Annotated in this window: 23 protein-coding genes; 15 read left to right on the top strand and 8 right to left on the bottom strand. The window is 68.2% G+C overall.

Features of this window, described 5'->3' with window-relative positions; all coding sequences use genetic code 11:
- The 5 genes from HMPREF2581_RS10655 to HMPREF2581_RS10635 form a co-directional block, all read left to right on the top strand.
- Positions 1–224, top strand: a 224-nt coding sequence (locus tag HMPREF2581_RS10655) for an OprD family outer membrane porin (RefSeq protein WP_049262889.1), incomplete at its 5' end; no start/stop codon positions are given.
- Between the two features lie 29 nt (positions 225–253).
- Entirely contained in the window at positions 254–1,237 is a 984-nt protein-coding gene (locus tag HMPREF2581_RS10650) for a tripartite tricarboxylate transporter substrate binding protein (protein WP_083329333.1), read from the top strand.
- Between the two features lie 48 nt (positions 1,238–1,285).
- On the top strand, positions 1,286–1,756 hold the full coding sequence (locus HMPREF2581_RS10645; protein ID WP_003085516.1) for a tripartite tricarboxylate transporter TctB family protein: 471 nt from the start codon (positions 1,286–1,288) through the stop codon (positions 1,754–1,756).
- 10 nt (positions 1,757–1,766) lie between these two features.
- A complete protein-coding gene (locus tag HMPREF2581_RS10640) occupies positions 1,767–3,284 on the top strand; it encodes a tripartite tricarboxylate transporter permease (RefSeq protein WP_003110251.1) in 1,518 nt (505 codons plus the stop codon).
- Positions 3,277–4,314 carry an AbrB family transcriptional regulator gene (locus HMPREF2581_RS10635; protein ID WP_003140945.1) on the top strand — a complete coding sequence of 346 codons (1,038 nt, stop codon included), beginning with the start codon at positions 3,277–3,279 and terminating at the stop codon, positions 4,312–4,314. The genes HMPREF2581_RS10640 and HMPREF2581_RS10635 overlap by 8 nt, the downstream gene beginning before the upstream one ends.
- Positions 4,315–4,439: 125 nt before the next feature.
- Here HMPREF2581_RS10635 and ung read toward each other — a convergent pair whose 3' ends face one another.
- The 3 genes from ung to HMPREF2581_RS10620 form a co-directional block, all read right to left on the bottom strand.
- Positions 4,440–5,135, bottom strand: coding sequence for a uracil-DNA glycosylase (gene ung, locus HMPREF2581_RS10630; RefSeq protein ID WP_003085510.1), 696 nt, complete (start codon positions 5,133–5,135; stop codon positions 4,440–4,442).
- A 99-nt stretch (positions 5,136–5,234) separates the two neighbouring features.
- Entirely contained in the window at positions 5,235–6,056 is an 822-nt protein-coding gene (locus HMPREF2581_RS10625; RefSeq protein WP_003085508.1) for a VanW family protein, read from the bottom strand.
- Positions 6,057–6,112: 56 nt separating this feature from the next.
- The gene (locus HMPREF2581_RS10620) at positions 6,113–6,994 is read right to left on the bottom strand and encodes an AraC family transcriptional regulator (protein ID WP_010793852.1); all 882 of its coding nucleotides are present in this window, start codon (positions 6,992–6,994) and stop codon (positions 6,113–6,115) included.
- A gap of 132 nt (positions 6,995–7,126) precedes the next feature.
- Between HMPREF2581_RS10620 and HMPREF2581_RS10615 the strand changes: the two genes are divergently transcribed.
- The 7 genes from HMPREF2581_RS10615 to HMPREF2581_RS10585 all read left to right on the top strand — a co-directional run bounded on the left by HMPREF2581_RS10615 (position 7,127) and on the right by HMPREF2581_RS10585 (position 14,322).
- Positions 7,127–8,635, top strand: coding sequence for a CoA-acylating methylmalonate-semialdehyde dehydrogenase (locus HMPREF2581_RS10615; RefSeq protein WP_003085501.1), 1,509 nt, complete (start codon positions 7,127–7,129; stop codon positions 8,633–8,635).
- Between the two features lie 11 nt (positions 8,636–8,646).
- Positions 8,647–9,810: an isobutyryl-CoA dehydrogenase gene (locus HMPREF2581_RS10610; protein ID WP_003140948.1), complete on the top strand. Its 1,164-nt coding sequence runs from the start codon at positions 8,647–8,649 to the stop codon at positions 9,808–9,810.
- A gap of 65 nt (positions 9,811–9,875) precedes the next feature.
- On the top strand, positions 9,876–10,694 hold the full coding sequence (locus HMPREF2581_RS10605) for an enoyl-CoA hydratase (protein ID WP_003085498.1): 819 nt from the start codon (positions 9,876–9,878) through the stop codon (positions 10,692–10,694).
- Between the two features lie 58 nt (positions 10,695–10,752).
- Positions 10,753–11,856: an enoyl-CoA hydratase/isomerase family protein gene (locus HMPREF2581_RS10600; RefSeq protein WP_003140951.1), complete on the top strand. Its 1,104-nt coding sequence runs from the start codon at positions 10,753–10,755 to the stop codon at positions 11,854–11,856.
- A gap of 111 nt (positions 11,857–11,967) precedes the next feature.
- Positions 11,968–12,864, top strand: coding sequence for a 3-hydroxyisobutyrate dehydrogenase (gene mmsB / locus HMPREF2581_RS10595; RefSeq protein WP_003140952.1), 897 nt, complete (start codon positions 11,968–11,970; stop codon positions 12,862–12,864).
- Between the two features lie 56 nt (positions 12,865–12,920).
- Positions 12,921–13,565 (top strand): potassium channel family protein, encoded by a 645-nt coding sequence (locus HMPREF2581_RS10590; RefSeq protein ID WP_003085490.1) that lies wholly within the window; start codon positions 12,921–12,923, stop codon positions 13,563–13,565.
- 115 nt (positions 13,566–13,680) lie between these two features.
- Entirely contained in the window at positions 13,681–14,322 is a 642-nt protein-coding gene (locus HMPREF2581_RS10585) for an NAD(P)-dependent oxidoreductase (RefSeq protein WP_003098346.1), read from the top strand.
- A 34-nt stretch (positions 14,323–14,356) separates the two neighbouring features.
- Here HMPREF2581_RS10585 and HMPREF2581_RS10580 read toward each other — a convergent pair whose 3' ends face one another.
- Positions 14,357–16,333 carry an alkyl/aryl-sulfatase gene (locus HMPREF2581_RS10580; protein WP_003140954.1) on the bottom strand — a complete coding sequence of 659 codons (1,977 nt, stop codon included), beginning with the start codon at positions 16,331–16,333 and terminating at the stop codon, positions 14,357–14,359.
- A gap of 102 nt (positions 16,334–16,435) precedes the next feature.
- On the opposite strand from HMPREF2581_RS10580, the gene HMPREF2581_RS10575 reads away from it, so the two are divergent.
- Positions 16,436–17,350 carry a LysR family transcriptional regulator gene (locus tag HMPREF2581_RS10575; protein ID WP_003140956.1) on the top strand — a complete coding sequence of 305 codons (915 nt, stop codon included), beginning with the start codon at positions 16,436–16,438 and terminating at the stop codon, positions 17,348–17,350.
- Between the two features lie 3 nt (positions 17,351–17,353).
- Here HMPREF2581_RS10575 and HMPREF2581_RS10570 read toward each other — a convergent pair whose 3' ends face one another.
- From HMPREF2581_RS10570 to HMPREF2581_RS10555, 4 genes are all read right to left on the bottom strand, one after another.
- Positions 17,354–17,542, bottom strand: coding sequence for a hypothetical protein (locus HMPREF2581_RS10570; RefSeq protein WP_009315243.1), 189 nt, complete (start codon positions 17,540–17,542; stop codon positions 17,354–17,356).
- 122 nt (positions 17,543–17,664) lie between these two features.
- Positions 17,665–17,910: a DUF1145 domain-containing protein gene (locus HMPREF2581_RS10565; protein WP_003085479.1), complete on the bottom strand. Its 246-nt coding sequence runs from the start codon at positions 17,908–17,910 to the stop codon at positions 17,665–17,667.
- A gap of 116 nt (positions 17,911–18,026) precedes the next feature.
- Positions 18,027–18,476 carry a hypothetical protein gene (locus tag HMPREF2581_RS10560; protein WP_003085474.1) on the bottom strand — a complete coding sequence of 150 codons (450 nt, stop codon included), beginning with the start codon at positions 18,474–18,476 and terminating at the stop codon, positions 18,027–18,029.
- A gap of 91 nt (positions 18,477–18,567) precedes the next feature.
- A complete protein-coding gene (locus tag HMPREF2581_RS10555; protein WP_009878032.1) occupies positions 18,568–18,741 on the bottom strand; it encodes a hypothetical protein in 174 nt (57 codons plus the stop codon).
- Positions 18,742–18,973: 232 nt separating this feature from the next.
- On the opposite strand from HMPREF2581_RS10555, the gene HMPREF2581_RS10550 reads away from it, so the two are divergent.
- Positions 18,974–20,050 carry a DUF2157 domain-containing protein gene (locus HMPREF2581_RS10550; protein ID WP_003140959.1) on the top strand — a complete coding sequence of 359 codons (1,077 nt, stop codon included), beginning with the start codon at positions 18,974–18,976 and terminating at the stop codon, positions 20,048–20,050.
- Complete coding sequence (locus HMPREF2581_RS10545) at positions 20,047–20,862, top strand: DUF4824 family protein (RefSeq protein ID WP_003140961.1); 816 nt, start codon at positions 20,047–20,049, stop codon at positions 20,860–20,862. Before HMPREF2581_RS10550 ends, HMPREF2581_RS10545 begins: the two co-directional genes overlap by 4 nt.
- Positions 20,863–20,896 lie beyond the last annotated feature (34 nt).

Here is a 20,896-nt window from a genome sequence, read left to right as displayed (position 1 = left end):
TGACCTTCATGACCCGCTACGTCAAGGGCGACAATGTCGAACTCGCCGGGCAGAGCGGCGAAGGCCGCGAATGGGAACGCAACACCGAACTGCAGTACGTGTTCCAGAGCGGCGCGCTGAAGAACCTCGGAATCCGCTGGCGCAACGCGACCTTCCGTTCCAATTTCACCCGCGACATCGATGAGAACCGCCTGATCGTCAGCTATACCCTGCCGATCTGGTAAGCCAGAACAAGAACTCCACAGGAGCACCGATGATGATGAAACTGTCTTTTCGTCCCCTCGCCTTGGTTGCCGCCGGCCTGCTGCTGGCCGGCGCCGCCGTGGCCGAACCCAAGCGTCCCGAATGCATCGCCCCGGCGTCCCCCGGCGGCGGTTTCGACCTCACCTGCAAGCTGGCGCAGAGCGCCCTGGTCGAGGCCAAGCTGCTGAGCAAGCCGATGCGTGTCACCTACATGCCCGGCGGCGTCGGCGCGGTCGCCTATAACGCGGTGGTCGCCCAACGCCCGGGCGACGCCGGCACCATCACCGCCTTCTCCAGCGGCTCGCTGCTGAACCTGGCCCAGGGCAAGTTCGGCCGCTTCGACGAGAACGCGGTGAAATGGCTGGCCGCCATCGGCACCAGCTACGGCGCCATCGCGGTGCGCACCGATTCGCCCTACAAGAACCTCGACGACCTGGTGAAGGCGCTCAAGGCCGACCCGAGCAAGGTGGTGATCGGCTCCGGCGGCACCGTCGGCAGCCAGGACTGGATGCAGACCGCGCTGATCGCCAAGGCCGCCGGGATCAATCCGCGCGACCTGCGCTACGTGGCCCTGGAAGGCGGCGGCGAGATCGCCACCGCGCTGCTCGGCGGGCACATCCAGGTCGGCAGCACCGACATTTCCGACTCCATGCCGCACATCCTCAGCGGCGACATGCGCCTGCTCGCGGTGTTCTCCGAAGAACGCCTGCCGGAGGCGGCGATGGCCAACATCCCCACCGCCAAGGAACAGGGCTACGACATCGTCTGGCCGGTAGTTCGCGGGTTCTACCTCGGGCCGAAGGTCAGCGACGAAGACTACGCCTGGTGGAAGAACGCCTTCGACCAACTGCTGGCCTCCGAGGACTTCGCCAAGCTGCGCGACCAGCGCGAGCTGTTCCCCTTAGCCATGACCGGCGAGGAACTCGACGGCTACGTGAAGCAGCAGGTCCAGCAGTACAAGCAACTGGCCAAGGACTTCGGCCTGATCCAGTAAGCCAGCCCGCGCGCGGCCGGGCCCCGGCCGCGCCACGAGGATAGTCCCATGACCCGTTCCAACCTGTACCAGCGCCTGTTCGCCGGGCTCTGGCTGCTCGCCTGCGTCGGCCTGGCGGTCGCCGGCTGGCGTTACCAGGCGCCGTTTTCCTACGAACCGGTCGGCCCGCGCGCCTACCCGCTGCTCTGCCTGGCGCTGATGGGCGCCGGCCTGGCCTGGTTGATCGTGCGGCCGACGCCGATTCGCCACGCCGAGGACGAACAGCCGCTGAGCGGCGCCGTGCTGCTCAAGGTGCTCGCCTGCATCGCCCTGCTGCTGGTGTTCGCCGGTCTGTTCGAAGCGCTCGGTTTCATCCTCAGCGCCGCCCTGGTCGGCTCCTGCATGGCCATTCTCTACGGCGCCCGGCCACTGCCCGCGGTGATCACCGCGAGCCTGCTCGGGATCGGCCTCTACTGGCTGTTCGACCGCGCCCTGGACGTCCCGCTGCCGCTGGGCGTTCTCGACTTCCTGCCGCTGTGAGGACTTCGCGATGGAAACCTTGAACTACCTCGGCCAGGGCTTCGGCGTCGCGATGACCCCGACCAACCTGATCACCGCGCTGATCGGCACCCTGATCGGCACTATCGTCGGCCTGCTGCCGGGCCTCGGCCCGATCAACGGCGTCGCGCTGCTGATCCCGGTGGCCTTCGCCCTGGGCCTGCCGCCGGAAACCGCGCTGATCCTGCTCGCCGCCGTGTACCTGGGCTGCGAGTACGGCGGGCGGATCAGCTCGATCCTGCTCAACATCCCCGGCGAAGCCTCGACCGTGATGACCACCCTCGACGGCTACCCGATGGCACGCAAGGGCCTGGCCGGCGTGGCCCTGTCGCTGTCGGCCTGGAGTTCCTTCATCGGCGCCTTCATCGCCACCTGCGGGATGGTCCTGTTCGCCCCGCTGCTGGCCAAGTGGGCGATCGCCTTCGGTCCGGCGGAATACTTCGTACTGATGGTCTTCGCCATCGTCTGCCTCGGCGGCATGGCCGGCGACAAGCCACTGAAGACGCTGCTGGCGGCGTTGCTCGGGCTGTTCCTGTCCTGCGTCGGGATCGACGCCAACAGCGGCGTGTACCGCTTCACCGGGGACAGCATCCACCTCGCCGACGGCATCCAGTTCGTGGTCCTGGTACTGGGTCTGTTCTCGGTCAGCGAGATTCTCCTGTTGCTGGAAAAGACCCACCACGGCCAGGAAGCGGTCAAGGCCACCGGGCGGATGATGTTCAACTTCAAGGAAGCCGCCAGCGTATTCCTGGTCAACCTGCGCTGCGGCGTGCTCGGCTTCGTCATGGGCGTGCTGCCCGGCGCCGGCGCGACCCTGGCCAGCGCCGTGGCCTACATGACCGAGAAGAAGCTGGCCGGCGCCAAGGGCGAGTTCGGCAAGGGCGACATGCGTGGCCTCGCCGCCCCGGAGACCGCCATTGGCGGCGCGGCCTGCGGCGCCATGGTGCCGATGCTGACCCTCGGCGTGCCCGGCTCGGGCACCACCGCGGTGATGATCGGCGCCCTGACCCTGTACAACATCACTCCCGGCCCGCTGCTGTTCCAGCAGCAACCGGACATCGTCTGGGGCCTGATCGCCTCGCTGTTCATCGCCAACGTCATGCTGATCATCCTCAACGTGCCGATGGTCCGTGTGTTCACCCGCATCCTCGCGGTGCCGAACTGGGCCCTGGTGCCGGCCATCGCGATCATCACCGGGATCGGCGTGTACGGCGTGCACGCGACTACCTTCGACCTGTTCCTGATGGTCGGCATCGGCGTGCTCGGCTACATCCTGCGCAAGCTCGACTTCCCGCTCTCGCCGCTGCTGCTGGGCTTCATCCTCGGCGGGCTGATGGAACAGAACCTGCGCCGCGCGCTGTCGATCTCCAACGGCGAACTGGGCATCCTCTGGTCGAGCCCGATCAGCCTGGTGACCTGGGCCCTGGTGGTGGTGATGCTGCTGTTGCCGCTGGTCCGCGCCTGGCGCCGCCGCGCGGCCCGTCGCACGACAGGGCTGGCCGATGCCTGAGCGCGTCACCTGGAGGCTGTACTGGGCGACGCCGTTGGTCGGCGCCCTTGGCGGCTGGCTGGCAAGCCTGGTCGGCTGGCCGCTGCCATGGATGATCGGCTCGCTGCTGGCGGTGATGCTGGTGCGCTGCCTGGCCGACCTGCCGCTGGCCGAAGTGCCGGGGGCACGCAAGTGCGGGCAATGGATCGTCGGCATCGGCATCGGCCTGCACTTCACTCCGGCAGTGATCGAGCAAGTGCTGGCGCACAGCGCGATCATCGTTTTCGGCGCCGTGGTCACCACGCTTTCCAGCGTACTGGCGATCGCCTTCATGCGCCGCAGCGGCGAGGACCGCGCCACCGCGTTCTTCGCCAGCATGCCCGGCGGCGCCAGCGAGATGGTCAACCTCGGGCAGCGCCACGGCGCGGTGCTCAGCCGCGTCGCCGCAGCGCAGAGCCTGCGCCTGTTGCTGGTGGTGCTGCTGGTGCCGGCGGCGTTCCAGTACCTGCTCGGCGGCGGCCAGCCGGGCCCGCACCAGGCCGCGCCGGTGGACTGGCGCTGGCTGGCCCTGCTGTTCCCGGCCGGGGCGCTGGTCGCGCTGGGCTGGCAGAAGTTGCGCCAACCCAATCCCTGGCTGCTCGGCCCGCTGCTGCTGGCGGCCAGCGTCAGCCTCGGCTTCGACCTGCATATCGGCCTGCCGACCGGTTCCAGCGGCGTTGGCCAATGGCTGATCGGCAGCGCCCTGGGTTGCCATTTCAACCGCAGTTTCTTCCGCAGCGCTCCGGCCTTCGTCAGTCGCACCCTGGTCTGCACGCTATGGATGATGTTCGCCGCGGCGCTCGCCGCCGAGTTGCTCGGCTGGCTGACCACCCTCGACCACCAGTCGCTGATGCTCGGCATGATGCCCGGCGGCATCGCCGAGCTGAGCCTGACCGCCGAAGCCTTGCAGCTCTCGGTGCCGCTGGTCACCGCCCTGCAGGTGCTGCGGCTATTGCTGGTGCTGTTCCTCGCCGAGCCGTGCTTCCGCTACTGGAGGAAGCGCGCCGGCTGATCGAGCCACGCCGCCACACTGGATGTGTGGCGTTTTCCAGCCCGCCTCGTGCGGGCTTTTTTATTCCGCGCGCGGCCAGAGGGCACACAGCGGCGCCCGCCATGTGAAGAGCTGGGCGACAGTGGTCAGAGGTCCGGCAGCGACCAGTCGATAGGCGTCTTGCCGTTCTGCTCGAGGAACTTGTTGGTGCGGCTGAAGTGACCGTTGCCGAGGAAACCGCGGTAGGCCGACAACGGCGACGGGTGCGCCGACTTGAGGATCAGGTGGCGCTGCGGGTCGATCAGCTTCTGCTTGCTCTGCGCGTGGCTGCCCCAGAGCAGGAACACCAGGCGCTCGCAACGCTCGTTGACCACCTCGATGACGCGGTCGGTGAACGGCTGCCAGCCGGCATTGGCGTGGGAGCCGGCCTTGGCCTGCTCGACGGTCAGCGAGGTGTTGAGCAACAGCACGCCCTGCTCCGCCCAGCGCTGCAGGTAGCCGTTGTTGGGAATCGGGATGTTCAGGTCGCGGTTGAGTTCCTTGTAGATGTTCTGCAAGGACGGCGGCGTCGGCACGCCGGGCTGCACCGAGAAGCACAGGCCGTGGGCCTGGCCCGGCCCGTGGTAGGGATCCTGGCCGATGATCACCACCTTGACGTTCTCCAGCGGCGTGGTGTTCAGCGCGTTGAAGATCAACGGCCCGGGCGGGAAGATCGCCTTGCCGGCGGCTTTCTCCTGGCGCAGGAACTCGCCCAGTTGCTTCATGTAGGGCTTGTCGAATTCCTCGCGCAGCGCTTCCTTCCAGCTCGCCTCGAGCTTGATGCGGTCGTCGTTATCGGTCATGGAACCCCCTGTCTCGGTACTGAAAAAGTCGTCCGGCCTTTTTCAGAAGGTCGCCGACAGCCTGTGGCCGCGGAACCGTAGAAAAGCGCGCCGCGCTTGTCAATCTCGGGACAGGCGGGCCTCTTCCAGCGGATACTTCACGCGCACCCGGTTGCGGTACAGGCACTCGCTGGCCAGCAGGGTGCCGGCCTGGCCCTTTTCCCGGATGTCGCGCCAGATCTCGTTGAGCCTCAGCACTGCCTCGCCGTCGCGGACAAAACGCTGGGCCCTCTCGTAGACGTGGTAGCGCACAGGGCGCGGCGCGCTGCACAGCAGTTCGCCTTCCAGTTGGTGGGCGGCGATATGGAAGCGCAACTGGAAGGTATCCGCCGTCGGATTGTGCAGCACCAGGTCGATGAAGTTGTAGAAGATCGCCGCGCCCGAGCCGAACGGCAGGATCCGTCCCTCGTCGGGAAACGGGTCGAAGCTGTGGTTGGCCCGCTCCACCACGCGCAGCGGCGAATGCAGGGCCATCCAGTGGATCAGGTTGCTCAGTTGGCAGATGCCGCCGCCGATTCCGCTGCGCGCCTCGCCGAAGGACAACTCCATACCTTCGACGAAGCCACGCCGGGCGCTGGGCCGACCGACCAGCCGGCAGAACGAGAAGTACTCGCCGGGGCCGATGCGCACGCCGTTCATGCAGTCCACCGCCAGGCGCAGGTTGACCACCTTGTTGCGTTGCAGGGCGAGGTCGCTGTCGCCGAGGCGGCGGATCAACTTCGAGGTGTGCTTGATGTAGCGGTACGGCAGGCGCTCGTCGACCGATGGCAGCCGCACGTAGCGACGGCCGCCAAGACGCCAGCGGCAGTGCCGCCAGAGACGTCGTTGCCAGACCCGCAGCCAGTAGAGCCAGGGGTGGTAGAGCGATAGGGGTTTGCGCATCGACGATCCTTGTCGGTCTCGGCCTACGGGCCGGAGGCAGCATTATGCCCGGAGCACTAGCCCTGGTGCAGCGCCCGGTAGTGACTGGGCGCCATGCCCACCACCTTGCGGAACAGCCGCGAGAAGTAATAGGGATCGGCGTAGCCGAGCTGCTCGGCGATCTGCCGTACCTCCAGCGCGCCCTCGTCGAGCAGGCGGCAGGCGTGGGCCATCTTCATCTGGATGAAGTCCTGGATCGGCGCCTGGCCGGTCAGGGCGCGGTAGGTCTTGGCGAAATGGAAGCGCGACAGCTTGAACTGCGCCGCCAGCTCGTCGAGGTTGAGGCTGTCGTGCAGGTGCGCGCGCATCAGCGCCTGCACCGCGTCGATGTCCAGCACCCGCCCGGATTTCAGGCTGGCCCGCGCCGGACGCACCGCCAGCGAGGTGAGCAGGCCCTGCAACAGGTGCGCGGCATGGATGAAGTGCGGCAGGCTGAGGCCCTGGCGGCGCAGCGCCAGCAGCGCGTCGAACTCCGCCAGCAGGCGCGGCTGCATGCCCAGGCGCAGGCGCGGAGCGCTGCCCAGCGGGCGCAGGAAGTCCTCCGCCAGGAGGCCTTCGAAATGTACCCAGTAGATGCTCCAGGGCCGCTGCGGGTCGGCGCCGTAGGCGTGTTCCAGGCCCTTGGGCAGGACCAGCAGGTCGCCGCCGCCGACCTCGACGCGCTCGTCGGCGCACTCCAGCCAGCCGCGTCCGGCACGGCAGTAGATCAACAGATGGTCGTCCGGCGCGCGCCGCTGCATGTGGTGGCCATGCGCCTCCGGGTAGTAACCGAGGGCCAGTGGGTAGCAGGCCTGGCCGAGCGGATGGCGGGCCAGGGCGCGACGCAGGCGGGGCGGCGTGATGAAACGCACCCCCTGGTTGGGCAGGGGCCAGGCGGAGGTCTGTACGGAACGCTTCACGGCGACGCGACTCGGCAGTCTGAATCCCAAGATCGTCCATCCCTTGCGCAAGATCGTCAATCCACAGGCGGCTTGCGGCCGGCTATAACGACTCAAAACAACATCCCGGTCCACCGGGAAGCGGAGGCGACCATGGCCAAGGCAATCCCCCAGCTGATCGACGGCGAATGGCGCGGCAGCCGTTCCCGCGAACTGATCGAAGTCACCGATCCGGCGACCCAGGACGTCCTCGCGCTGGCGCCGAAGGCCACCGCCGACGAGATCGAGCAGGCCATCGCCAGCGCCCAGCGCGCCTTCGAGACCTGGCGCGAAGTCCCGGCTCCCGAGCGAGCGCGGTTGATGCTGCGCTACCAGCACCTGCTCAAGGAACACCACGACGAACTCGGCGAACTGCTGGCCCGGGAGACTGGCAAGAACCTCGCCGATGCCAAGGGCGACGTGTGGCGCGGCATCGAGGTGGTCGAACACGCCGCCAACGTGGCCAGCCTGATGATGGGCGAGACGGTGGAAAACGTCGCCCGCGAGATCGACACCGCCAGTTGGATCCAGCCCCTCGGCGTGTGCGCCGGGATCACCCCGTTCAATTTCCCGGCGATGATCCCGCTGTGGATGTTCCCGCTGGCCATCGCCTGCGGCAACACCTTCGTCCTCAAGCCCTCCGAACAGGATCCGCTGACACCCAATCGCCTCGCCGAGCTGTTCCTCGAGGCCGGCGCGCCGAAGGGCGTGCTGCAGGTGATCCATGGCGGCCGCGAGCAGGTCGATGCCCTCCTCACCCACCCGGACATCCGGGCGATTTCCTTCGTCGGCTCGGTCGCCGTCGGCCAGCACGTGTACCGCACCGGCACCGCGCACCTGAAGCGGGTGCAGGCCTTCGCCGGGGCGAAGAACCACATGGTGATCCTCCCCGACGCGAACAAGGCCCAGGTTCTCGGCAACCTGGTCGGTGCCAGTTGCGGCGCCGCCGGCCAGCGCTGCATGGCGATCAGCGCGGCGGTGTTCGTCGGCGCGGCGCGCGAGTGGATTCCCGAACTGGCCGAGCGGATGGCCGCCCTGCGCCCCGGCCACTGGCAGGACCCGGACGCCGCCTATGGTCCGCTGATCAGTCCGCAGGCGCGCCAGCGCGTGCTGCGCCTGATCGCCGAAGGCAAGGCGGAAGGCGCCGAGTGCCTGCTCGACGGCTCGCAGTGCCAGGTCGAAGGCTATCCCAACGGCAACTGGCTCGGTCCCACCCTGTTCCGCGCAGTGACGCCGAAGATGGGCCTGTACCGCGAGGAGATCTTCGGCCCGGTGCTGGCTTGCCTGGAGGTCGATACCCTGGAAGAGGCGATTGCCCTGGTCAACGCCAATCCCTATGGCAACGGCACCAGCCTGTTCACCCGCTCCGGCGGCGCCGCTCGGCGCTACCAGCACGCGGTGCAGGTCGGCCAGGTGGGGATCAACGTGCCGATCCCGGTACCGCTGCCGTTCTTCTCCTTCACCGGCTGGAAAGGCTCCTTCTACGGCGACCTGCACGCCTACGGCAAGCAGGCGGTGCGCTTCTATACCGAGACCAAGACCGTCACCAGCCGCTGGTTCGACGATGAACCGACGACCGACGAATCGTCGGCCGGCCCGAACATGACCATCCATCTCAAGTGACCCGAGGACCTATGGATTTCGACCTCACCGAAGAACAACGCCTGCTGGTGGAGAGCGCCCGCGCCTTCGCCCGCCACGAACTGGCGCCGAAGGCGGCCGACTGGGACCGCGACCATCACTTCCCGGTGGAAGTCCTCCGCGCCGCCGCCGAACAGGGCTACCTCGGCCTGTACATCGCCGAGGAAGACGGCGGCCTGGGCCTGTCGCGGCTGTCCACTTCGCTGATCTTCGAGCAACTGGCCGCCGGCTGCGTGGCCACTACCGCCTACATCAGCATCCACAACATGGCCGCCTGGATGCTCGCCTCGTTCGGCGACGCGGCGCTGAAGGAGGCCTGGCTGCCCGGCCTGATCGGCGGCGAGTCGCTCGCCTCCTATTGCCTGACCGAGCCCGATGCCGGCTCCGACGCCGCGCGCCTGCGCACCCGCGCCCGCCGCGAGGGCGACGAATACGTGCTGGACGGCAGCAAGTGCTTCATTTCCGGCGCCGGCAGCACCCAGGTGCTGATCGTCATGGCGCGCACCGGCGAGGACGGCGCCAGGGGCATCTCCTGCTTCCTGGTGCCGGCCGACGCGCCCGGCATCCGCTACGGCCGCAACGAGGACAAGATGGGCTGGCGCGCGCAGCCGACCCGCACCATCACCTTCGAAGGCGTGCGCATCCCCGCCGGCAACCGCATCGGCCCGGAGGGCCAGGGCTTCGTCTATGCCATGAAAGGCCTCGACGGCGGCCGCCTGAACATCGCCAGTTGTTCCCTGGGCGCCGCCCAGGCGGCGCTGGAGCAGTCGATGCGCTACGTCGAGGAGCGCGAGCAGTTCGGCAAGCCGCTGGCGACCTTCCAGGCCTTGCAGTTCAAGCTCGCCGACATGCTCACCGAACTCACCGCCAGCCGCCAGATGGTCCGCCTCGGCGCCCATCGGCTGGACCGCGGCGACGCCGAGGCGACCCTGTACTGCGCAATGGCCAAGCGCTTCGCCACCGACCGCTGCTTCGATGTCTGCAACGAGGCCTTGCAACTGCACGGCGGCTACGGCTATCTCAACGATTATCCGCTGGAGCGCTGGGTACGCGACACCCGCGTGCACCAGATCCTCGAAGGCACCAACGAAATCATGCGGGTGATCGTCGCCCGCCGCCTGCTGGAGCAGGGCGGCATGCTCGATCGCCTGCTGTGAACGCCGCGAACCATCGCATCCGATAGTGCCGGGACGTCCCGGCCCATGATCCAGTGAGGGACTTCATGAACACTGCCGTCGAACCCTACAAGGCTTCCTCCTTCGACCTGACCCACAAGCTCACCGTGGAAAAGCACGGGCACACCGCGCTGATCACCATCAACCACCCGCCGGCCAACACCTGGGACCGCGACTCGCTGATCGGCCTGCGCCAACTGATCGAGCACCTCAACCGCGACGACGATATCTACGCCCTGGTAGTGACCGGCCAGGGGCCGAAGTTCTTCTCCGCCGGCGCCGACCTGAACATGTTCGCCGACGGCGACAAGGCCCGCGCTCGCGAGATGGCCCGCCGCTTCGGCGAGGCCTTCGAGGCGCTGCGCGATTTCCGTGGGGTGTCGATCGCGGCGATCAACGGCTACGCCATGGGCGGCGGCCTGGAGTGCGCCCTCGCCTGCGACATCCGCATCGCCGAGCGCCAGGCGCAGATGGCCCTCCCGGAGGCCGCGGTGGGCCTGCTGCCCTGCGCCGGCGGGACCCAGGCGCTGCCCTGGCTGGTGGGCGAAGGCTGGGCCAAGCGGATGATCCTCTGCAACGAGCGGGTGGATGCGGAAACCGCCCTGCGCATCGGCCTGGTCGAACAGGTGGTGGACAGCGGCGAGGCGCGCGGCGCCGCCCTGCTGCTGGCGGCCAAGGTGGCACGCCAGAGCCCGGTGGCGATCCGCACCATCAAGCCGCTGATCCAGGGTGCCCGCGAACGCGCGCCGAACACCTGGCTGCCGGAGGAGCGCGAGCGCTTCGTCGATCTGTTCGACGCCCAGGACACCCGCGAAGGGGTCAACGCCTTCCTCGAGAAGCGCGATCCCAAGTGGCGCAACTGCTGAGCCTTCCCATCGAACCCGGCGGGCTGCGCCACAGCCCGCCCGAGCCGAGAGCCCCGACATGAACGTGCTTTTCGAAGAACGCCCGAGCCTGCATGGCTTCCGCATCGGCATTGCCACCCTGGATGCGGAAAAGAGCCTGAACGCCCTGTCCCTGCCGATGATCGAGGCCCTGGCGGCGAAACTCGACGCCTGGGCCGAGGACGCCGGCATCGCCTGCGTGCTGTTGCGCGGCAACGGCGCCAAGGCCTTTTGCGCCGGCGGCGACGTGCGCAAGCTGGTGGACGCCTGCCGTGAGCAACCCGGCGAGGTACCGGCCCTGGCGCGACGCTTCTTCGCCGATGAATACCGCCTCGACTACCGCATCCACACCTACCCGAAACCCTTCATCTGCTGGGCCCACGGCTATGTAATGGGCGGCGGCATGGGGCTGATGCAGGGTGCCGGGATTCGCATCGTCACCCCGTCCAGCCGCCTGGCGATGCCGGAGATCGGCATCGGCCTGTACCCGGACGTCGGCGCCAGCTGGTTCCTCGCCCGCCTGCCCGGCAGGCTCGGCCTGTTCCTCGGCCTGAGCGCGGCGCAGATGAACGCCCGCGACGCTCTCGACCTCGACCTGGCCGACCGCTTCCTTCTCGACGACCAGCAGGACGCCCTGCTCGCCGGCCTGGTGCAGATGAACTGGAACGAGTCGCCCCAAGTGCAACTTCACAGCCTGCTTCGCGCCCTCGAACACGAGGCCCGCGGCGAACTGCCGGAGGCCCAGTTGCTCCCGCGCCGGCCGCGCCTGGACGCACTGCTCGACCAGCCGGACCTGGCGAGCGCCTGGCAGGCGCTGGTGGCGCTGCGCGACGACGCCGACCCGCTGCTTGCGCGTGGCGCGAAGACCCTGGCCGAGGGCTGCCCGATGACCGCGCATCTGGTCTGGCAGCAGATCGAGCGTGCGCGCTACCTGTCGCTGGCCGAGGTGTTCCGCCTGGAATACGCCATGAGCCTGAACTGCACGCGCCATCCGGACTTCGCCGAGGGGGTACGCGCAAGGCTGATCGATCGCGACAACGCACCGAACTGGCATTGGCCGCAGGTGGAATCGATCCCGCAGACGGTGATCGAGGCGCACTTCGAGCCGACCTGGGAGGGCGAGCATCCGCTGGCGGGGCTCTGATCCGCCGCGCCGCCCTCTGCCGAAGGAGGGCGCGGGCCCGCCACGTCCATAGCGTCTAAGCTGTTTCACAGCATCCCCAAGAGGCCTCGCGGCCGCCACAGGAGGAGCTCCATGAAACAGATCGCCTTCATCGGCCTCGGCCACATGGGCGCGCCGATGGCCACCAACCTGCTCAAGGCCGGCTACCTGCTGAACGTCTTCGACCTGGTGCAGAGCGCCGTCGACGGCCTGGTCGCCGCCGGCGCCGGCGCCGCCCGCAGCGCCCGCGACGCGGTGCAGGGCGCCGACGTGGTCATCAGCATGCTGCCGGCCAGCCAGCACGTCGAAGGCCTGTACCTCGACGACGATGGCCTGCTCGCGCACATCGCCCCCGGCACCCTGGTGCTGGAATGCTCGACCATCGCCCCGACCTCGGCGCGCAAGGTCCACGCCGCCGCCCGCGAGCGCGGCCTGGCGATGCTCGACGCGCCGGTGTCCGGCGGCACTGCCGGCGCGGCAGCCGGCACCCTGACCTTCATGGTCGGCGGCGACGACGAAGCCCTGGAGAAGGCCCGGCCGCTGTTCGAGGCCATGGGTCGCAACATCTTCCATGCCGGCCCCGACGGCGCCGGCCAGGTGGCCAAGGTGTGCAACAACCAGCTCCTCGCGGTGCTGATGATCGGTACCGCAGAAGCCATGGCCCTGGGCGTGGCCAACGGCCTCGACGCGAAGGTGCTGGCCGAGATCATGCGCCGCAGCTCCGGTGGCAACTGGGCGCTGGAAGTCTACAACCCCTGGCCGGGGGTGATGGAGAACGCTCCGGCGTCGCGCGACTACAGCGGCGGCTTCATGGCCCAGTTGATGGCCAAGGACCTCGGGCTGGCCCAGGAAGCCGCCCAGGCCAGCGCCAGCAGCACACCGATGGGCAGCCTGGCGCTGAGCCTGTACCGTCTGCTGCTGAAGCAGGGCTATGCGGAGCGGGACTTTTCCGTGGTGCAGAAATTGTTCGATCCGACCCAAGGCCAATAGACAGACAGGCGGGTCCGCGCCCAGGCTGGTCGATTCGACGATGCGAGGAGCCCGCCTTGAACGCCCTGCTGCTGCGTTACCGTTTCCGCCTGCTGTTCTTTTCCACCGTGCTGTTCACGGCGATCCTCGGCTTGCCGTCGAGCACCAAGCCACGGGTGCTCGGCAGCCTCCTGCTGCTGGTGCTGGCCGGGATGAACACTTTGCGCAGACGCAGTCCGCTGGTCTACCTGACGGCCTTCTTCGGCCTGTTCAGCCTGGCCCTGTACACCACTGCGGACTTCAGCAGTCCCTACTCCAGCCTGCCGCCCGGCCTGCTGCGCGGGCTGAGCCTGATCCTGCTGTATCTGACCCTGTTCGCCGCGCTGTTCCGCCGCGTCACCCAGGAGCGCCCGGTGACCCACGAGCTGCTCTACGGACTCTGCGCGCTCTACCTGCAGATGGCGCTGGCCTTCGCTCTCGCCTACTACATGGTCGAACAGATGCAGCCTGCCAGCTTCATCGCCAGCCATGGCGCACTCGGCCTGGATACCTTCGTCTACTACAGCCTGGTGACCCTGACCACCGTGGGCTACGGCGACATCCAGGCGATCAACCCGCTGGCGCGCCTGCTGGCCGGCAGCGAAGGAGTGATCGGCGTCCTGTTCATCGCCCTCGCCGTGGCCCGCAGCCTGACCCTGATGAGCGACAGCGAGGAGGTCTGATTATTAAGCTGGGCTAACGAGTGCATCCCCCTCGCAGCGGTTTATCCCGGCGAGCGCAGGGCGGATGATGCTGATCGACGCCGCTCTGCGGCATTTCTCGAACGGAAGGTGCAGCATGAAAATCGCCCTGATCGGCGCCACCGGCCACGTCGGCCACTATTTCCTCAACGAAGCCCTGCAACGCGGCCACGCGGTAACCGCCCTGGTCCGCGACCCGAGCAAGCTGGCGGCGCGCGACGGCCTCGGCGTAGTGCAGGCGGACGTCAGCGACCCGGCCCAGGTGGCCAGCGCCGTGGCAGGCCACGAGGTGGTCATCAGCGCTTTCAACGGCGGCTGGGGCAGCGCCGACCTCCGCGCCCGCCACGCCGCCGGCAGCCAGGCCATTCTCGACGGCGTGAAACGCTCCGGCGTGCCGCGCCTGCTGGTTCTCGGCGGCGCCGGGAGCCTGGAGATCGCCCCCGGCCAGCGCCTGGTGGACAGCCCGGAATTCCCCGAGCAGTGGAAACAGGGCGCCCTCGGCGCCGCCGACGCCCTCGACCAACTGCGCGGCGAGCAACGACTGGACTGGGTGTTCCTCAGCCCGGCGATGCTCCTCGAACCCGGCCAGCGCAGCGGCAAGTTCCGCCTCGGCGGCGACCAGGTCCTGTTCGACGCCAAGGGCGAGAGCCGGATTTCCCTGGAAGACCTGGCGGTAGCCATGCTCGACGAGGCCGAGCAGCCCCGTCATCATCGCCAGCGCTTCACCGTGGCCTACTGAAAAGACCAGGCGCCCCTCTCGGGCGCCTTCGTCGTCAGCCTTCGGACTTCGCCGCCGGCGTGACGATATCGAACCAGAAGTCGAAGTCGCCGAGCATGCCGAACAGTTGCCCCAGCAACAGCGGATTGCCGGAACTCTTCAGTTTGCCCTCGAAGACCAGGCGTACCGCCGATACCTCCTTGAGCAGCAGCCGGTTGAGATCGGCGCGGTCGATGCTCACGGTCTGCCCGGCGTCCTCGCTCTGCACGCCGCGCAGGTTGTTCAGGTGCGAGTTCTTCAGTTCCAGCAGGTAGTTCTCGCCGATGTCCGGCAGGCGCAGGTTGATGCTCAGCGCCTTGCCTTCCGCAGCGCCGGCGTCCAGGCGCACGCCGAGATAGTCGAACAGCAGGCCGGTGTCCATCGCCGCCAGGGCATCGGCGCTGCCGGCCTTCATCGTCGGCTGGTCGCGCGGTACGCCGTGGCGCAGTTCGTAGGCGGCGCTGAGGTAGCTGTTGCGCCAGCCGGCGTTCTCCGCCTGGTAGCCGAGCTGCTCCAGGGCATCGGCCTGCAGCTCGCGCGCGGCCCGGTTATCCGGCTCGGCGAAGACCAGCCTGTTGACCACCTCGACCACCCAGCGGTACTCGCCCCTGGCGTACGACGCCCGCGCTTGCTCCAGCAGGCGCTCGGCGCCGCCCATGTATTCCACGTAGCGGCCCGCCGAGTCCTCCGGGCTGAGCGGGTCGAGGCTCGCCGGGTTGCCGTCGTAGTAGCCCAGGTAGCGGTTCAGCACGGCCCGTGCGTTATGGCTGACCGAGCCGTGGTAGCCGCGGTCGTACCATTCCTGGTCGAGGCTGGGCGGCAGGCGCAGGCGGTTGTGCACCTGGCCGATGGTCACGCCCTGGTTGGCCAGGTGCAGGGTCTGGTCGTGCAGGAAGCCGTACAGGTCACGCTGCTTTTCCAGCACCTCGACGATCTCCGCGTTGCCCCAGCGCGGCCAGTTGTGCACTGCGAACATCACCTCGGCCTGCCTGCCGAAACGATGCAGCGCCTGGTTGATGTACTTGCTCCAGCCCAGCGCATCACGTACCTCGGCGCCCCGCAGGGTATACAGGTTGTGCAGGGTACCGACCACGTTCTCGGCCATCAGCAGGGCCTTCTGCCGCGGCAGCCAGATGTTCATCTCCGCCGGCGACTCGGTGCCCGGCGTGTTCTGGAAGGTGAACGGCACGCCGTCCAGCACCAGGTCCTCGCCCTCGCCTTCGATCAGGCGGGTCGGCGCCAGCAGGCTCAGCGGTCCGCGCGCCAATCCCTTGCCGATGGCCATGTCGACCTGCCCCTGCGGCCCCTTGGGCAGTTGCGTGCCGTACTGGTAGGTGGCGCGGCGCATCATGGCGTTGCCGGCCAGGACGTTCTCCTTGATCGCCGCCTCCATGAAGCCGGCCGGAGCGATGATCTGCACCGCGCCGCTGGCGACCTGCTGCGGCTCGACCAGACCGCGCACGCCTCCAAAGTGATCGGCGTGGGCGTGGCTGTAGATCACCGTACGGATCGGCCTCTCGCCCAGCTCGCGGCTGACCAGCTCGTAGGCCGCCCTGGCGGTGGCCGGGGTGGTCAGGGTGTCGACCACGATCCAGCCGCTGTCGCCGCGGATGAAGGTGATGTTGGCCAGGTCGAAGCCGCGCACCTGGTAGATACCCTCGGCAACCTCGAACAGGCCGTACTTGAGATTGAGCAGGGCCTGGCGTTGCAGGCTGGGATTGATGCTGTCGCGGGGCTTGCCGTCGAGGAGGAAGTCGTAGCCGCCGAGCTGCCAGGCGACGCTGCCGTCGGGGTTGCGGATGAGCACCCGCTCCGGGCGCCGGATCAGGCCGCGTTCGGCGCGCTCGAAGTCGGCACGGTCGGCGAACGGCAATTCCGCTTCGACCCGCCGCTGGGCCTCGACGGTGAAGGCGCTGGGCGGCTTGGACGCGGAGGGTTCGGCGGCGCCGGCGAGTAGCGGGGCGAGCGCCAGGAGTGCGAGCAGACGGCTCATCGGATGCTCCGTTTTATTGTTGTGAGGTTCGGCTGGCACTATGCCGAGCGGCACGACAATAATTCCAATGCATTCCAGGTCCACATTCGATGCGGAGTCCGCATGAGCGATCTACGCCAGTTCCGCCACTTCGTCGCCCTCGCCGAGCACGGCCACTATGCCCGCGCCGCCGAAGCGGTGAATCTCAGCCAGCCGGCGCTGTCCCGCAGCATCCAGGCGCTGGAGGGACAGTTGGGTTGCACCCTGGTGGAGCGCGGCAGCCGCGGCGTGGCCCTCACGGCCCACGGCCGGCTGGTGCTGGAACACGCTCGGCGCCTGCTGGCCGGGCATCGCGCACTGCACAACGCGGTAAGCCAACTGGGCAATCTCGACAGCGGCGAGCTACGCCTGGGCGGCGGTCCCTTCCCCGCCGCACGGCTGTTGCCCGAGGCACTGGCCAGTTTCTCCAGCGCCCACCCACGCGTGCGCGTCGCACTGCTCATCGAGGACTGGCAGACCCTGCGCCAGCGCCTGCTGGATGACGCCGTCGAACTCTTCGTCGCCGATATCCGCGAGCTGCAAGGCGATCCGCAGTTGCGCATCCACCCGCTACGCGAGCATCCCGGCGTACTCTTCTGCCGCCCCGGCCATCCGCTGCTGGGTCTGGAGCGGCCGAGCGCCGGGCAATTGGCCGATTACCCGCTGGCCGGCCCGCGTCTGCCCGCGGAAGTCCGCGGCGACCTGGCGCGCCTGCTGCAACGCGACGAACCGCTCGGCATACAGTGCGACGACGTGCTAATGCTCAAGGGCCTGGTCGGCTCCAGCGAGCTGATCAGCCTGGCGCCCTGGGACGTGGTTGCCGCCGACGTCGAGGCCGGCCGCCTGGCGCTGCTGCCCTGGCCCGCCGGCGCCGAGCCCGCCCGCGCCAAGGGCTCCGCCTACGGTCTGGTCAGCCGTGCCGGCCGCAGCCTGTCGCCGGCCGCGGCAGTGTTCGTCGAGCGGGTGCTGGAACAGGACCGGCGCTTCGCCGCCACCTGAGGCTCAGCGCCAGCGAGCGTCGTCGCGGCGCTCCTGCCAGGTACGGTTCCAGTCGCGCCCGCGGTTGTCACGGTCACGGTCGTGATAGCGCTCGTAGCGGTAGTCGGGACGATACCGGTGGTCGTCGCGGTCGTAGACCACGCAGGCCGACAACGGCAGGACGAGGATCAGCAAGGAAAGCAAACGACGCATGGCGCCTCCTGTGCGGTTCCGGCCTCTCCTGCGGATGCGGGAGGATTGCCTGTTCCGGAACCTGCACATCGGACTGCGCGGCGCGCGGGCGGTGCCCGCGGCGAGAGTAAAGCCTGTGTAAATCAGCCGAGGCTACGCAGGTGCAGGACGCCGAACAGCAGCACCTGGAGGCGCTCCAGCCAAGGTGCCGGGCGCGCCTTGAGACGCCCGTTGAGCAGCAGGATCTCGGCGGCATGGACCAGCACCAGCACGCCGGACAACAGCAGGATCGGTCGATGCAACTCGCCCAGCGGGTAGGCCAGGTTGACCAGCGCGACGAGCCAGAACATCGCCAGGGCGCCCTTGGCGAACGACAGAAAATGACTCATGGGAACCTCCTCGTTTCGGTATCGGCAGAGTGTGCCGAGCAAATGCGCCGAGGGGGTCCGCACTTTCGACTGGAAAGCACGACGGCGCCCGCAGGCGCCGTCTTTGCTTGCGCACCTCAGTTGCGCCAGCGAGGCGCCCCGCCCTGCTGGCCCCGGTGCCGCGGACGATCCTGCCCACCGTGTTGCTGCCAGCGTTGCGGAGAATGCCCGCGCCATTGCGGCTGGCCACCGCGCTGCCAGTTGCCCGGATGCCGCTCGCCGCGATGGGCCGGGCGCGATTCGTGGTGGCGCTGCGGGTAGCGATATTGCTCGCGCCGGTAGTCGCGGTGGCCATCGTAGCGGCGTGGCGCCGGGTAGTAGCGTTGGTCGTAGTAGCGCGTCGAGTAGTAGCGCCGTTCGCTACGCCAGCCATCGTCGTAGACGCGATAGCGCGGCACTTCGTAGGCGTAGGGCTGGCCGCGATAGCGGCGCCAGTCGCCGTCATCGTAGTCGTAGTCATACACCGCGCAGCCACCCAGGCTGGCGAGAAGCAGAAGAAGCGGGACTCTCAGGAATGTGCGCCACATGGCAGCCTCCTGCGGCCCCGCCGCCAGCCGGACGACCGGCGACGCTGCGAGGCGCGCATACGACGTGAAGACTCGGGAAAAGGGAGCGGGCTCAGCACCAGCCTTTCTTGGCCTGGCCTGGAGGACAATGGGGCGGGCCGCCGCGATGGTAGCCGTAGTAACCCTGGTCGAAGTCCAGTTCGACGCAGGCGCCCGGCCCCCCGCTGCAACCGCTCCCCAGGAAGGCCGCCGGCAGCAGCCCGATCAATCGCATGACCATCAGCATTCTCCTTCATCGCAGAACGCAGCCGAACCACGCCTGGACAAGATCCCGATGGAGCGGGAAGCCGGTTGCGGCGGTTGCAACCCGGCTGCATTAGAGACCGAAGGGAAAAACGGAAATTCCCTGAATCCGACCAACGACAGGCCCCTCCAGGGCGTGACCGCCGCCGGCGTTTCTCGGTAGAGTGCGCGGATCAAGGACTGTCGGCCCCGCCGGCAAGGCTCAAGGAGCATGCATGCAACCCATCGACCGCGCCCAGGCACAGCAGCGCGCCAACGACATCCTGGTGTTCCAGCGCGAGCTGCAACGCCTCGACCAGGAGCAGGCGTTCCGCCTCGAACCGACCCAGGCCCGGCAACTCGCCGACTATCACCTGGCCCTGCTGGACAGCTACCGCGACCGTTTCGACATCAACCACGACCTGCGCAGCCAGCAACTTTCGCTGGGCATGCGGGTGGCCTCGTTCTTCGGCGCCCTGGCCTTCGCCGCCAGCGTGTTCCTGCTGTTCTATCGCTTCTGGGGCCTGTTCCCTACCGTCGCCCAGGTGGCGATCCTGGTCGGCAGCGCCTTCGTCGCGTTCTTCGCCACACTCTGGGTCCAGGCCAAGGACGCCTCTGGCTACTTCAGCAAGCTGGCGGCGATGGTCGCGTTCGCCTGCTTCGTCCTCGACCTGACCATGCTCGGGCAGATATTCAACGTCACCCCCAGCGACCTGGCCCTGGTGCCCTGGGCGCTCTACGCCCTGCTCCTGGCCTACCTGTGCAACGCCCGCCTGCTGCTGGCGGCGGCGATCCTCTGCGTGATGGGTTTCATCGCCGCGCGCGTCGGCACCTGGGGCGGCGGCTACTGGCTGGGCGTAGGCGAGCGACCGGAGAACTTCTTCCCCGCCGCCGCTCTGATCTTCGCCGTGCCGCTGTGCTTCGAGCAGCGCAACTTCAGCGGCTTCGCCGTGATCTACCGGGTGTTCGCCCTGCTCGGCCTGTTCCTGCCGATGCTGGTGCTGGCCAACTGGGGCTCAGGCAGCTACCTGGCGCTGCCGTCGGCGCTCATCGAGGGGCTCTACCAGGTCGCCGGCTTCGTCGCCGCCGCCCTGGTGATCTGGCTCGGCGCGCGACGCAACTGGGCCGACGTGAGCAATACCGGGATCACCTTCTTCGTCATCTTCCTCTACACCAAGTTCTTCGACTGGTGGTGGGAAGCGATGCCGAAGTACCTGTTCTTCCTGGTGCTCGGCCTCAGCGCCTTGCTGATCCTGCTGGTCCTGCGCCGCCTGCGCACGCCCCTGGGCATCGCCGCGAGGACTGACGCATGAATCGCAACCGTCGCAACGCCCTGATCGCCGGCAGCCTCCTGCTGCTGGCGGCGAACCTGGCCGCCCTCGGTGGCGTCGCCTGGAACCGGTCCGGCGAGGCCGAAAGCAAGTTGGTGCTCAGTCAGCGCGAACTCCAGCGCAACTGGTCCTACGGCTTCTGGAGCGAAGAGAACAGTGGCGTCGAACTGCGCCTGGAGCTTCGCTCGCCGAACGGCGAGCCGCCCAATGACCTCGCGCCCCCGCTGCCGCCCGAGCAGATGCGCGCCCTCGGTTTCAGCATCCCGGACGCGCTCGACGAAGAGAGCGTACGGCGCTACCGCCGCCAACAGGAAAAACAGGTGCTGCTGGTCCTGGAGCTCGACGGCCCGGCCTATCGCCGCGAAGTACGCCTGGCCGAGGAGCGCCTGGCCGAGGCCCACGCCCGCAGCAAGGCCCTGCCCAAGGACGAAATGCTGTCCAGCCAGATGGAAGCCGCTCGCCACCAACTGAAGCATGAGCAGGGAGAGGCCAGCCGACTGTTCATCGTCGACGCCGGCCTCGACCTGGCCGCCCTGCGCCAGCGCTACCCCGAGCGCCAGCGCTATGCCATCGTCAAGGGCCGAGTGCGTCCCTGGTCCGCGGTCGACGAAGGCAGGACGCTGGTCGGCGGCTACGTCAGCCGTACCGACCTCGCCGCGATCAACGTGCCACGACAATGGCACGCGGTATTCGCCAAGGTCGACGGACAAAACTACCGGCTAGCGCCGCTGGAACTGCATCTCAGCTTCGGCCTGCGCCTGGAGCCCTGGATCACCAACGCCGTTCGCCGCTGAAACGCCCCGCCCGGCGCGCGATGCTTGCATCCGC

It is taken from the genome of Pseudomonas sp. HMSC057H01, from assembly GCF_001836405.1.
GTDB lineage: Bacteria > Pseudomonadota > Gammaproteobacteria > Pseudomonadales > Pseudomonadaceae > Pseudomonas > Pseudomonas aeruginosa.
Note: the sequence above shows the minus strand (reverse complement) of the source record. Positions and strands in the feature narration are given on the sequence as shown.

Bases quoted from the DNA above. Each gene is read 5' to 3' on its own strand.
- HMPREF2581_RS10650 (WP_083329333.1), top strand. From the start codon at position 254: ATGATGATGAAACTGTCTTTTCGTCCCCTCGCCTTGGTTGCCGCCGGC.
- HMPREF2581_RS10645 (WP_003085516.1), top strand. From the start codon at position 1,286: ATGACCCGTTCCAACCTGTACCAGCGCCTGTTCGCCGGGCTCTGGCTG.
- HMPREF2581_RS10640 (WP_003110251.1), top strand. From the start codon at position 1,767: ATGGAAACCTTGAACTACCTCGGCCAGGGCTTCGGCGTCGCGATGACC.
- HMPREF2581_RS10635 (WP_003140945.1), top strand. From the start codon at position 3,277: ATGCCTGAGCGCGTCACCTGGAGGCTGTACTGGGCGACGCCGTTGGTC.
- ung (WP_003085510.1), bottom strand. From the start codon at position 5,135: ATGACCGATAACGACGACCGCATCAAGCTCGAGGCGAGCTGGAAGGAA.
- HMPREF2581_RS10625 (WP_003085508.1), bottom strand. From the start codon at position 6,056: ATGCGCAAACCCCTATCGCTCTACCACCCCTGGCTCTACTGGCTGCGG.
- HMPREF2581_RS10615 (WP_003085501.1), top strand. From the start codon at position 7,127: ATGGCCAAGGCAATCCCCCAGCTGATCGACGGCGAATGGCGCGGCAGC.
- HMPREF2581_RS10610 (WP_003140948.1), top strand. From the start codon at position 8,647: ATGGATTTCGACCTCACCGAAGAACAACGCCTGCTGGTGGAGAGCGCC.
- HMPREF2581_RS10605 (WP_003085498.1), top strand. From the start codon at position 9,876: ATGAACACTGCCGTCGAACCCTACAAGGCTTCCTCCTTCGACCTGACC.
- HMPREF2581_RS10600 (WP_003140951.1), top strand. From the start codon at position 10,753: ATGAACGTGCTTTTCGAAGAACGCCCGAGCCTGCATGGCTTCCGCATC.
- mmsB (WP_003140952.1), top strand. From the start codon at position 11,968: ATGAAACAGATCGCCTTCATCGGCCTCGGCCACATGGGCGCGCCGATG.
- HMPREF2581_RS10585 (WP_003098346.1), top strand. From the start codon at position 13,681: ATGAAAATCGCCCTGATCGGCGCCACCGGCCACGTCGGCCACTATTTC.
- HMPREF2581_RS10580 (WP_003140954.1), bottom strand. From the start codon at position 16,333: ATGAGCCGTCTGCTCGCACTCCTGGCGCTCGCCCCGCTACTCGCCGGC.
- HMPREF2581_RS10575 (WP_003140956.1), top strand. From the start codon at position 16,436: ATGAGCGATCTACGCCAGTTCCGCCACTTCGTCGCCCTCGCCGAGCAC.
- HMPREF2581_RS10570 (WP_009315243.1), bottom strand. From the start codon at position 17,542: ATGCGTCGTTTGCTTTCCTTGCTGATCCTCGTCCTGCCGTTGTCGGCC.
- HMPREF2581_RS10565 (WP_003085479.1), bottom strand. From the start codon at position 17,910: ATGAGTCATTTTCTGTCGTTCGCCAAGGGCGCCCTGGCGATGTTCTGG.
- HMPREF2581_RS10560 (WP_003085474.1), bottom strand. From the start codon at position 18,476: ATGTGGCGCACATTCCTGAGAGTCCCGCTTCTTCTGCTTCTCGCCAGC.
- HMPREF2581_RS10555 (WP_009878032.1), bottom strand. From the start codon at position 18,741: ATGCTGATGGTCATGCGATTGATCGGGCTGCTGCCGGCGGCCTTCCTG.
- HMPREF2581_RS10550 (WP_003140959.1), top strand. From the start codon at position 18,974: ATGCAACCCATCGACCGCGCCCAGGCACAGCAGCGCGCCAACGACATC.
- HMPREF2581_RS10545 (WP_003140961.1), top strand. From the start codon at position 20,047: ATGAATCGCAACCGTCGCAACGCCCTGATCGCCGGCAGCCTCCTGCTG.